General features: G+C 61.0%; 11 protein-coding genes. 3 read left to right on the top strand and 8 right to left on the bottom strand.

Annotated elements, in window-relative coordinates; all coding sequences use genetic code 11:
• Window positions 1-32: 32 nt before the first annotated feature.
• Window positions 33-1,364 carry an amino-acid N-acetyltransferase gene (gene argA, locus MKleb_RS22245; protein WP_004853841.1) on the bottom strand — a complete coding sequence of 444 codons (1,332 nt, stop codon included), beginning with the start codon at window positions 1,362-1,364 and terminating at the stop codon, window positions 33-35.
• Between the two features lie 227 nt (window positions 1,365-1,591).
• Between argA and amiC the strand changes: the two genes are divergently transcribed.
• From amiC to MKleb_RS22230, 3 genes are all read left to right on the top strand, one after another.
• On the top strand, window positions 1,592-2,845 hold the full coding sequence (gene amiC / locus MKleb_RS22240; protein WP_014226651.1) for an N-acetylmuramoyl-L-alanine amidase AmiC: 1,254 nt from the start codon (window positions 1,592-1,594) through the stop codon (window positions 2,843-2,845).
• A 17-nt stretch (window positions 2,846-2,862) separates the two neighbouring features.
• The gene (gene cobD, locus MKleb_RS22235; protein ID WP_025107421.1) at window positions 2,863-3,942 is read left to right on the top strand and encodes a threonine-phosphate decarboxylase CobD; all 1,080 of its coding nucleotides are present in this window, start codon (window positions 2,863-2,865) and stop codon (window positions 3,940-3,942) included.
• 124 nt (window positions 3,943-4,066) lie between these two features.
• Window positions 4,067-4,372, top strand: a complete 306-nt coding sequence (locus MKleb_RS22230) for a hypothetical protein (RefSeq protein WP_162557308.1) — start codon at window positions 4,067-4,069, stop codon at window positions 4,370-4,372.
• A gap of 67 nt (window positions 4,373-4,439) precedes the next feature.
• Here the strand turns inward: MKleb_RS22230 and MKleb_RS22225 are convergent, their stop codons facing one another.
• From MKleb_RS22225 to pduQ, 7 genes are all read right to left on the bottom strand, one after another.
• Window positions 4,440-5,306 carry a GHMP family kinase ATP-binding protein gene (locus tag MKleb_RS22225; RefSeq protein WP_025107422.1) on the bottom strand — a complete coding sequence of 289 codons (867 nt, stop codon included), beginning with the start codon at window positions 5,304-5,306 and terminating at the stop codon, window positions 4,440-4,442.
• 281 nt (window positions 5,307-5,587) lie between these two features.
• Entirely contained in the window at window positions 5,588-6,802 is a 1,215-nt protein-coding gene (locus MKleb_RS22220) for an acetate/propionate family kinase (RefSeq protein ID WP_014839416.1), read from the bottom strand.
• The gene (pduV, locus tag MKleb_RS22215) at window positions 6,787-7,239 is read right to left on the bottom strand and encodes a propanediol utilization protein PduV (protein ID WP_004853831.1); all 453 of its coding nucleotides are present in this window, start codon (window positions 7,237-7,239) and stop codon (window positions 6,787-6,789) included. Before pduV ends, MKleb_RS22220 begins: the two co-directional genes overlap by 16 nt.
• Before the next feature lie 4 nt (window positions 7,240-7,243).
• Window positions 7,244-7,594, bottom strand: coding sequence for a propanediol utilization microcompartment protein PduU (gene pduU / locus MKleb_RS22210; RefSeq protein ID WP_000441103.1), 351 nt, complete (start codon window positions 7,592-7,594; stop codon window positions 7,244-7,246).
• A complete protein-coding gene (gene pduT, locus MKleb_RS22205; protein ID WP_004124543.1) occupies window positions 7,594-8,148 on the bottom strand; it encodes a propanediol utilization microcompartment protein PduT in 555 nt (184 codons plus the stop codon). The genes pduU and pduT overlap by 1 nt, the downstream gene beginning before the upstream one ends.
• Before the next feature lie 2 nt (window positions 8,149-8,150).
• Complete coding sequence (gene pduS / locus MKleb_RS22200; RefSeq protein ID WP_025107423.1) at window positions 8,151-9,506, bottom strand: cobalamin reductase PduS; 1,356 nt, start codon at window positions 9,504-9,506, stop codon at window positions 8,151-8,153.
• The gene (pduQ, locus tag MKleb_RS22195; RefSeq protein WP_217076193.1) at window positions 9,503-10,615 is read right to left on the bottom strand and encodes a 1-propanol dehydrogenase PduQ; all 1,113 of its coding nucleotides are present in this window, start codon (window positions 10,613-10,615) and stop codon (window positions 9,503-9,505) included. The genes pduS and pduQ overlap by 4 nt, the downstream gene beginning before the upstream one ends.
• Window positions 10,616-10,625 lie beyond the last annotated feature (10 nt).

Raw genomic sequence — 10,625 nt, 5'->3', positions numbered from 1 at the left:
CGGTCGGCCGCGCGCTTTCCGGGGAGAAGGGATCAGGCCAGGTCTGCCATCAGCACCTTGGAGCGGCGCTGATAGTTGTACATCTCTTTTTTGCTCTCCGGCAGCAGGTCGACGTCGACCGGCGTAAATCCGCGCTCCTGGAACCAGTGAATGCTGCGGGTCGTAAGAACAAACAGCTTGCTGAGGCCCATTTGCTTCGCCTGCGCGGCAATGCGTTCGAGCAGCACTTCGCCGCGCGATGAGCTGCGGTAATCCGGATGCACCGCCACGCAGGCCATTTCGCCGATCTTCTCTTCCGGGAAAGGATAGAGCGCGGCGCAGGCGATGGTGGTGTTGTCGCGCTGAATAATGGTGAATTTATCGATTTCCATCTCCAGCTGTTCGCGCGAACGCCTGACCAGAATGCCCTGCTGCTCCAGCGGGCTAATCAGCTCGAGGATGCCGCCGATATCGTTAATGGTGGCGCGGCGGATCTGCTCGGCGCTCTCCATCACTATCTGGGTACCGATACCGTCGCGTGAGAACAGCTCCTGCAGCAGGGTGCCGTTTTCCTGATAGCTGATCAGGTGGCAGCGGCGCACGCCGCTGCGGCAGGCTTTTACCGCGCCGCGCAGAAAGCGCACGGTGCCGGAGCTGTAGTCTTCGTCCGCTTCCATCTCTTCCACCCGCGCCTGGGCTTCGTTGGGGAACAGCTCGGGGACGATCTCGCCATCCTGATTGTGAACCCCCTGCGATGAGCAGAAGCCGATCATCTTTTCGGCCTTCAGCTTAATCGCCAGCTGGGTCGCAATCTCTTCGGAGGTCAGGTTAAAACTTTCGCCGGTGACCGACACCGCAACCGGGCCCATCAGCACAATCGCGCCGTTATCCAGCTGGCGGTGAATGGCTTCTTCATCGATGCGCCGGATGCGCCCGCTGTGACAGTAATCCACGCCGTCGTCCACGCCTAACGGCTGCGCGATAATGAAGTTGCCACTGACCACGTTGATATGGGCGCCCTGCAGCGGCGTGTTGTTGAGGCTCATCGACAGGCGAGCGGTAATTTCCAGCTGCAGCATGCCCGCCGCCTGCTTAACCAGCTCGAGCGTTTTGGCGTCAGTCACTCGGGTTTGTTTATGATAAACCGGCTCGTGACGATGCTCCGCCAGGTTGGCATCGATCTGCGGACGGGCGCCATAGACCACCACCAGACGAATTCCCAGGCTGTGAAGCAGGCCAATGTCATTGACTATACTAGAGAAATTATCATGCTCGATGGCTTCCCCGCCCAGCATGATGACAAACGTTTTACCCCGATGGGCATTAATATAGGGGACAGAATGGCGGAATCCCTCTACCAGTTCGGTGCGACGTTCCTTCACCATGACACAACCTCAATGCATGATTATTCGTAATTACTGTATTTTTATTCTGTTTCGCCGGCAAACGCAAGCCCCAATTTTTGGCTGAGCCGGGAAAACAGTGTGAGCCAAATCAGGGTGTCAAAGATTGTTTACCCTTTTATAGATGACAGGTTATGCGCCTTTCGTTAAAGTTTCCGGTCAATCTGTTTGTTTTAAATACGAATGATTTCTTACTGCTTGGGAGTGGCATGTCGGGATACAAGTCAGGATTAAGCCGCCGCCGATTTTTACAGGGGGCGGGCGCCATGTGGTTAATGAGTGTGAGTCCGGTTGGGTTGGCTGCCGCGGCGCAGGTGGTTGCCGTACGCGTCTGGCCATCATCGACCTACACGCGCGTCACCGTGGAGTCCAACCATATCCTGAAATATCGGCAGTTTGCGCTCAGCAATCCTGAACGTGTGGTGGTGGATCTGGAAGGGGTTAATCTCAACTCCGTACTGAAAGGTATGGGGAGTCAGATTCGCGGTGACGATCCCTATATTCAATCCGCTCGCGTGGGGCAGTTCGATCCGCAAACCGTGCGCATGGTGTTTGAGCTGAAACAGAACGTGAAACCGCAGCTGTTTGCGCTGGCTCCGGTCGCCGGGTTTAAAGAGCGTCTGGTCATGGACCTCTATCCCGCTAACGCCACCGACGTGCAGGATCCGCTGCTGGCGCTGCTCGAAGATTACAACAAAGGCGATCTACAGCGGCAGGTTCCGCCTGCGGAGAGCGGGCCTAAACCGGGTAAAGCCGGGCGCGATCGGCCCATTGTTATCATGCTCGATCCCGGCCACGGCGGCGAAGACTCCGGCGCGGTGGGAAAATACCGCACCCGCGAGAAAGACGTGGTGCTGCAGATAGCCCGACGGCTGCGCGCGCTGATCGAGAAAGAGGGCAATATGAAGGTCTATATGACCCGCAACGAGGATGTCTTTATCCCGCTGAAGGTCCGCGTCGCCAAAGCGCAGAAGCAGCGCGCCGACCTGTTTGTCTCTATTCACGCCGACGCGTTTACCAGCCGCCAGCCCAGCGGATCGTCGGTGTTTGCCCTGTCAACCAAAGGAGCCACCAGTACCGCGGCTAAATATCTGGCGCAGACCCAGAACGCCTCTGACCTGATCGGCGGCGTCAGCAAAAGCGGCGATCGCTACGTCGACCACACGATGTTCGACATGGTGCAGTCGCTGACCATCGCCGACAGCCTGAAGTTCGGCAAGGCGGTGCTGGAAAAGATGGGCAACATTAATAACCTGCACAAGAACCGGGTTGAGCAGGCGGGCTTCGCGGTGCTGAAGGCGCCGGATATTCCATCGATTCTGGTGGAAACCGCGTTTATCAGTAACGTCGAAGAAGAGCGTAAATTGAAAACGGCGAAATTCCAGCAGGAAGTTGCAGAGTCGATTCTGGCAGGGATTAAAGCCTACTTCGCCGACGGCGCGACGCTGGCAAGGCGAGGGTAACGCAACAGGAAAGTGAAATGGCTCTATTAAAGAGCGCGCACGGCGGCAATATCCGCGAGGCCGCCGCGCTGTTGGGCATCTCTGCGGCGCAGTTGCTGGATTTTAGCGCCAATATTAATCCGCTGGGGATGCCGGAAAGTTTAAAGCGCGCCATCCTCGACAATATGGCCTGCGCCGAACGCTACCCTGACGTTGAGTATCAGCAGCTGCACCTTGCGCTGGCGGAACACCATCAGATCCCCGCCTCGTGGATCCTCGCCGGAAACGGCGAAACCGAAGCGATCTTTACGCTGGTTCAGGGGCTGAAGCCGCGCCAGGCGATGATCGTCACCCCGGGCTTTGCCGAATACCGCCGGGCGCTGCAGTCGGTGGACTGCGCGGTGCGGGAATTTCTGCTGCGCGAGGCGGATGGCTGGCAGCTCACCGGGGCGATTCTTGACGCCCTGACGCCGGATCTGGACTGCTTATTTCTCTGCACGCCGAACAATCCTACCGGCCTGCTGCCCGAGCGCCGTCTGCTGGAGATGATTGCTGAACGCTGTCGGTCGCTGGGCATTGCCCTGATTCTCGATGAAGCGTTTATCGATTTTATCCCCGACGAGCCGGGATTTATTCCGCTGCTGGGCCACAACCCGCACGTGTGGGTACTGCGTTCGCTGACCAAGTTTTATGCTATTCCCGGCCTGCGTCTGGGGTATCTGGCCAATGGCGATGCGCGGGCGGTGGCGAGAATGCGCGAGCGCCAGATGCCGTGGTCGATAAACGCGTTTGCCGCCCTGGCGGGGGAAATCATTCTCCAGGATAGCGCCTACCAGCAGCAAACCTGGCAGTGGCTGGCGGAGGAGGGGCAGCGCTTTTACCATCAGCTGCGCCATATTCCCGGCCTGACGGTCTATCCCGGGCGGGCAAACTATCTGTTTCTGCGCTGCGACGTGGCGGATCTGGATCTGCAATACGCGATGCTGCAACAGCACATCCTGATCCGCAGCTGCGCCAACTACCCGGGGCTCGACGGGCGCTACTTCCGCGTCGCGATCCGCAGCCAGCAGGAAAATACCCGGCTGCTGACGGCCTTCAGGCGGGTATTTAACGAGTAGATGTCTGCCGCCATTGTTCGTCTGCGGTTCTTCCCGGTGGCGCTGCGCTGACCGGGCTACGGGTTTACAGCCGTCTGCGGACCGGTAGCCCGCCTCCGGGGAAGGTGCACAGCATGAGGTTTTGTTGCGGTCTTCTTCCCGGCTCGCGCTGCGCTTAGCCGGGCTACGGGTTCATAGCCGTCTGCGGGTCGGTAGCCCGGGTAAGGCGCGCAGCGCCGCCTCCGGGGAAGGTGCACAGCATGAGGTTTTGTTGCGGTCTTCTTCCCGGCTCGCGCTGCGCTTAGCCGGGCTACGGATTCATAGCCGTCTGCGGGTCGGTAGCCCGGGTAAGGCGCGCAGCGCCGCAACCCGGGGAATGTGCCGGGATGAATGCATCGGTGCGGTCTTCTCCCCGGCTCGCGCTGCGCTTAGCCGGACTACGGGCTCATAGCCGTCTGCGGGTCGGTAGCCCGGGTAAGGCGCGCAGCGCCGCAACCCGGGGCATGGCTGCGCAAGCGTTAGCGCAGCTCGACGCCGCCCTGCACCATGCGCAGCAGGTGCTGCCGGGGCCAGAGCTCGCTAAGCCGCGTCTCTCCCAGCCGTCGCTGCAAATACTCAATATCGTGACGCTGGCGGTCGAGCATCAGGCCGACCACGCTGCCGCTGTGCGCCACGTTAATACCGTATAAATCGCACTCTTCCACCAGCCCCCGCAGCGTATCAAACCCCGGCTTAGGCAGCAGATGCTGGCTGGCGACGGCGCTGAGCGTCGCGGCCTCTCCCATCCGCCGCGGATTATCCGTCTCGCAGGCTAGCTGAACTTTCTCCCAGGCTAGTTGCAGAGACGCGGAGTGGGCGTGCAGCTTTTCAAGCCGGGGAAGGCGGTGGTAATCGGTGGTCAGCAGCGTGGCGGGGCTTTCCAGCACCAGCAGATCGAGCTGCGGCTGGCTGCCGCAGGCAATCTGCGTGGCGGCGGTGTTGTGGTCGAACAGGGTCAGCTGGCGGAACAGGGTGCTGTCGGTGGGCTCCAGGGAGACGCAGAGCCGGGCGAGGGTGGTTTCATCCAGCGGATGGCCGAGATGATGCGCGGTGGCCACCGCCGTCGCGGCGATATCCGCGGTGCTGCTGGCCATCCCCTTGGCGACCGGAATCGTGGAGCAAATATCGATCCGAATCTCTTTGCCGAGCTCCGCCGGATAGCGCCAGTAGCTCAGCAGCCGGTCGACCATCGCCCGCGCCAGCGGACGTTCATCCGCGCGAGGCGAACCGTAGTCCACCTCGACGGTGCTGTACCAGTCAACGGGGCAGGAGACCAGCTTCTCGCTGCCGAGGATCCAGCCCTGGATGAGTTCACCGCAGGAGGCGGGGCATTGTGCTACGGCCACGTATTCACCTTTTTACCCGTTATACTTCAAGCTACAGGGGCGTTGGCTGCTCTCATTCACCCCAGTCACTTACTTATGTAAGCTCCTGGGGACTCACTCGTTTGCCGCGTTACTCGGCCTGCGGCCTCGCCCCAACGGGGCCAGCGCAAGCGCTGTTCAAAGCACAAGTGCTTTGTCCTGTAACTTGAATTATTTAGGGTAAAGTTTCAGAATTTTAAGCGCATAGTGTCATGCCGATCCCGCTATTACCATGATTCACCGCAACTTGCCGGGCGGCGAGCTCAGGCTGAAACGGTTAACGTCTGCGCTTCGGGAAGCGCCAGGCGCATCACATCGCGGGCAATCATCAGCTCTTCATTGGTATTGATGACCGCCACTTTAACCATCGCATTCTCGGCCTGGATAAAGGTGGCGTTGTGCTGGTTTTTCTCTTCATCGACCGACAGCCCGAGGAAATTCAGGTTATGGCAGATGGCGCTCCTGGCGCGGGCGGAGTTTTCGCCGATGCCGCCGGTAAAGATCAGCGCGTCCAGGCCGCCCATCTGCATAATATAGCTGCCGATGGTGGCGCGGATGCGCTCGGCAAACAGCGAGAGCGCCAGGGCCGCCCGACGATTGCCGCTGTCCGCCGCCTGCTCGACATCGCGATAATCGTGCGACACGCCGGAAACCCCCAGCAGGCCGGATTCGTTATTCAGCAACTGATTAAGCTGCTCCGGCGTTTGCCCCTTATGCAGCGCCAGCCACGGTAGAATCGACGGATCGATATCGCCGCTGCGGGTGCCCATCATCACGCCGGACTGCGGCGTAAAGCCCATTGAGGTGTTAACCGAGCGCCCGCCTTTGATTGCGCATACGCTGCTGCCGTTGCCGAGATGGCAGCTCACCACGCGCAGGGCGCTCAGCGGCACGCCCAGCTTTTCCGCCAGCGTCGCGCTGACGTACTTATGGCTGGTGCCGTGGAAGCCGTAGCGGCGAATGCCCAGCTCGCTGTAGTAGCGCCACGGCAGCGGATAGATAAAGGCGCGCTCGTCCAGCGTCTGGTGAAAAGCGGTATCAAATACCGCCACCGACGGCGTTTCGGGCAGCAGCTGGCGGAAAACGTTAATGCCCAGCGCGTTGACCGGGTTGTGCAGCGGGGCCAGCTCCGCCAGGCGCTCGATTTCCGCTAAGGTATCATCGGTGACCGGCGTCGAATCTTTAAAGCGCTCTCCGCCGTGCGCCACGCGGTGGCCGACGCCGTCAATATCCTGCAAACTCTGGATAATCCGGTGGTCGAGGAGCTTTTCCAGCAGCAGGGTGACCGCTTCACGGTGATCGGCAATCGGCGCCGTCTCCTGCCATTTCTGCGCCGGCGTTTTGAGGGTCACCTGGGCGTTTGCCATGCCGATACGTTCAATCAATCCCTGGCAGAGCATATCGCCCTGAGGCATCTCCAGCAGCTGGAATTTTAACGATGAGCTGCCGGCATTAATGGCCATTATTTTGTAAGACATAGAGGTTCCTTCGAATTCAGAAAATCCAGCACGGCATCAAGACCCAGATTATTCAGCGCGCTGGTGACAAAAATCTGCTGCGCCCCAGCCTGCCTGAGCCACTCCTCGATGAGCGATAACCGCTGCGGGTCGGCCAGGTCGGCTTTGGTGACCAGGCCAATCGTCGGGCGGTTCATCGGGGCGGTAAAACCCGGAGAAAACGGCGACCACTGGGCGTCGGCGTTCAGCACCAGAGCGATAACGTCGGCCTCGCAGGCGCTGGTCAACAGAGCGCTATAAAGGCAGCGGTTCTCCAGATATTCGCCCGGCGTGTCGATGGCCATCGGCGACCATTCAATCGCCTGGGTTTTCTTGTAATGGAGCGCTTCGCCGCGCAGGCCCTGGGTCAGCGAGGTTTTGCCGCACTGGCTGGGGCCGATAAACATCAGACGTTTCATCGCGCTACGTCCGGGTTATTGAGCAGGTAGTAAACTGCATCATCTCGCCCAAGGTGCGCGTCACCTGCTTGAGGGCGTACTCGACGGCGGAAACGTCGCCGGTCAGCACCACGGCGCCGGTAAAGCGGTCAAGAAAACCGATCTCCACCGCGCCGGATTTGGTGGCGATATCGCAGGCGATAATCGACGCCTCGCTGGGCGTAATGGTGAGGATGCCGATGGCGGAAACCGCATCCTGCAGGCCGAGCTTCTTAAAGAGATCTTTCCCGGGGTTGGCTATCAGGTGCGCGAGGGTCACCTGTTTCCCGGGAACGTATTCCTGAATCATGCGATCCGTGGTCGGCTGTCTTTCCATTATCCCTCCACCATCTGTCGCCACATGGCTTCATGCGGGCGCGGGATCACCGAACGGTAGACCAGCAGCCCTTTTTCGCCCGCGCTTTCGCTGGCTACCGTGACCGCGTTGTTGACGTCGGAAACGTCGCCCGCCACCACCATGTAGCATTTACCGCCGATGCCGAAGGCCATATGCACCCGCACCAGGGTGACGTTGGAGCCTTTCACCGCCCGATCGGCGGCGCTGATGCAGGCCGCAACGCTCCAGGTTTCAACGATGCCGACCGCCTGGCGCTTGTCCACGCTGTTCAGGCCGCTGATGGCCGGAAGGACGCTGGGGTGAATATTCGCCAGCACCAGGCTGTCGACGAGCATTTCGCCGGCCTGCGAGGCACCGGTTTCAATAGCCTGCTGGATAGCGCCGATATCCCCGCCGAGCATCAATAAAAACTTACCCGGGCAGATAGTCTTGCTGACCAGCAGATTGACGTTGGCGCTTTTCAGCATCGCATCGCCGAGTTCCATTCCTTTGGCAATGCTGGTGAGTTCTAAAATTCCTATAGCCTGAGACATGGTTAACCTCTTACCACCGTGATGGCCTGTTCGCTGATGGCCGCAACCACGCCGTCGATGCTGGCGTGAATCGGCGCGCCTAATGCGCCTGCCGGGATATCGGCAACGCATTGCCCGCGCGTAACGCGCTCTCCCACCGCAACGTTCGCTACCGCGCTGGCGCCGATATGCTGGCGCAGCGGCAACGTCACGGTTTCTACTGCCGGTTCGTCCTCCACCAGCGGCGCCTCCTGATACCAGGGGCTCAGCCCCAGTTTGGCGATCAGCCGCTTCACCGGCACGAGGCGATATTTCGCCATTTCGTCGGCCGGATAGAGCGGCCCTTCATAGCGCTGGTTTTGCGCCCGCAGCTCGCGTTTGAGCATGCGGTTGATGCGCATCGGCGAGATCCCCACCGGGCAGGCCACGCTTTCGCAGACGTTGCACTCCGAGCAGGTGAGGGCGCTCAGCAGCAGCTGCGGCGTAGCGGCCTGATGAAAGTTCACCGCCCGCACCAGCAGGTGCGGAGAGAGTTCGTGGCCGATCAGATGCCGCGGGCAGAGATCGGTACACAGTCGGCACTGCTCGCAGACGGTACGGGCCACGGAAAGCACCGTGCGCTCGTCCTGCATCCGCCGCTGGATAAGCGGATGGCTTTTCGGCAGCACCAGCAGGCCGCCGGTGGTTTTGGTTACCGGGCTATCGAGGGAGGTAATCAGGCCGCCCATCATCGGGCCGCCGTTAATAAAACCGGGGTCGTCGACCGTCGCGCCGCCCGCCAGCGCCAGCACTTCGCGCAGCGACATGCCGATGGGGACGGTGACGGTCAGCGGTCGTGCGACCGCGCCGTTAACGGTCAGCGTACGGCGGGTCACCGCAAACTGCTGCTCAACCGCGCGGGCAATATTGAGCACCGTTTGCACGTTATTCACCACGACCCCGACGCTGGCCGGCAGCGCGGCGGGCGCGACCCGGCGACCGGTAGCCAGCCAGATAGTCAGCACCTCATCGCCTGCGGGATAGACATCCGGCAGAATATGCAGGCGAATACCGGCAGGCAGCAGCGGGGTGAGCGCATCGATAGCCCGGCGGTACTTCTCTTTCAGGGCTATCACCCCTTCGCGCGCGCCGGTTGCCGTCATCGCGTACTGCACGCCGCGGACAAGACGTGCAGCCTGCTGCCACATCAGCTGCTGGTCGACCTTGAGCATCGGTTCGCACTCGGCGGCGTTCACCAGAAAAATCTCTACCTGCGCCTGCAGCTTCACGTGGGCGGGAAACCCCGCGCCCCCCGCGCCGACCACGCCCGCCGCGCGCACGCGCTCGCGGATCTCCTCGGCGCTCCAGGCCATTTCAGCAGCGTTGACGGCGGTACTCATAGCAGATCCTCCAGCAGTTCCTGAATCTCCCCGGCGCTGGCCGGGCGAGGATTGGTGCGTAGCGTCACGTCAGCCAGCGCGGCCTGCACCATTGCCGGAATACGCGCTGAGTACTGGGATCGTCCCTCTTTCAGCCCGACCGCCAGTGACGGCAGCGCGCAGCGCTGCTTGAGCCGTTCGATTTGCTGGATCAGCGCATTGATCGCCGTACTATCGCTGGCGTCTGCCGGACAAAAGCCGCAGGCTTTGGCCAGCCGGGCGTAGCGTTTTGCGGCGCGCGGATGACCGGCGTTAAAGCGGATAACCGCGGTTAACAGCAGCGCGTTGGCCAGCCCGTGCGGCAGATGAAACTGCCCGCCAAGCTGGTGGGCGATGGCGTGATTAAGCCCCAGCCCCGCCTGGCTGAACGCCATCCCGGCAAGCGTTGAGGCATTGTGCATTTTCCCGCGCGTCGCCACGCAGTCGCCTTTTTCCACCGCCGTGGGCAGATACTGAAACACCAGCCTGGCGGCTTTTTCCGCCAGCGCGTCGGTAAAGTCGCTGGCGTGCGGAGAGACCCACGCCTCCAGCGCGTGGGTCAGCACGTCCATGCCGGTGTTGGCCGTAATCTGCGGCGGCACGCTGACCACCAGATCCGGGTCAAGGATCGCCATATCGGGATAGAGCGCATTGTCGAACAGCGGATACTTGATGCCTTTATCCGGGTCGCTAATCACGCAGGCGCTGGTCACTTCCGAACCGGTACCGCTGGTGGTTGGTATCGCCACGCAGGTTTCGATATTGATGCCGCTCTGCTGGCTAAACCAGACGATGGCTTTCGCCGCGTCCATCGCCGAGCCGCCGCCGAAGCCGATGACCACCTGCGGCTGCAGGGCCTGCATTTGCGCAATGCCCTGCACCACGGTATGGATAGTGGGGTCCGGGGTTATCTCGCTAAAGACGCTGATGCGGTTATCTGCGGGCAACGCCTGACGCAGGGTTTCCAGCAGCGGCGAGCGCGCAAGAAAGCCATCGCAGATGATCCAGATGTGCTTGTGGGTAAAGCGCCTGAGCACCGCCAGGCTACCCTGACCGCTGTACAACCGCGTTTGTAGTGAGAAAGTCTTCATCGCGACCTCG

It is taken from the genome of Klebsiella sp. PL-2018 (assembly GCF_019048985.1).
In the GTDB taxonomy this organism is placed as follows: domain Bacteria; phylum Pseudomonadota; class Gammaproteobacteria; order Enterobacterales; family Enterobacteriaceae; genus Klebsiella; species Klebsiella michiganensis.
This window is presented reverse-complemented; position numbering and strand designations above follow the sequence as displayed.

Bases quoted from the DNA above. Each gene is read 5' to 3' on its own strand.
- argA (WP_004853841.1), bottom strand. From the start codon at position 1,364: ATGGTGAAGGAACGTCGCACCGAACTGGTAGAGGGATTCCGCCATTCT.
- pduT (WP_004124543.1), bottom strand. From the start codon at position 8,148: ATGTCTCAGGCTATAGGAATTTTAGAACTCACCAGCATTGCCAAAGGA.
- amiC (WP_014226651.1), top strand. From the start codon at position 1,592: ATGTCGGGATACAAGTCAGGATTAAGCCGCCGCCGATTTTTACAGGGG.
- pduV (WP_004853831.1), bottom strand. From the start codon at position 7,239: ATGAAACGTCTGATGTTTATCGGCCCCAGCCAGTGCGGCAAAACCTCG.
- pduQ (WP_217076193.1), bottom strand. From the start codon at position 10,615: ATGAAGACTTTCTCACTACAAACGCGGTTGTACAGCGGTCAGGGTAGC.
- pduS (WP_025107423.1), bottom strand. From the start codon at position 9,506: ATGAGTACCGCCGTCAACGCTGCTGAAATGGCCTGGAGCGCCGAGGAG.
- pduU (WP_000441103.1), bottom strand. From the start codon at position 7,594: ATGGAAAGACAGCCGACCACGGATCGCATGATTCAGGAATACGTTCCC.
- cobD (WP_025107421.1), top strand. From the start codon at position 2,863: ATGGCTCTATTAAAGAGCGCGCACGGCGGCAATATCCGCGAGGCCGCC.
- MKleb_RS22220 (WP_014839416.1), bottom strand. From the start codon at position 6,802: ATGTCTTACAAAATAATGGCCATTAATGCCGGCAGCTCATCGTTAAAA.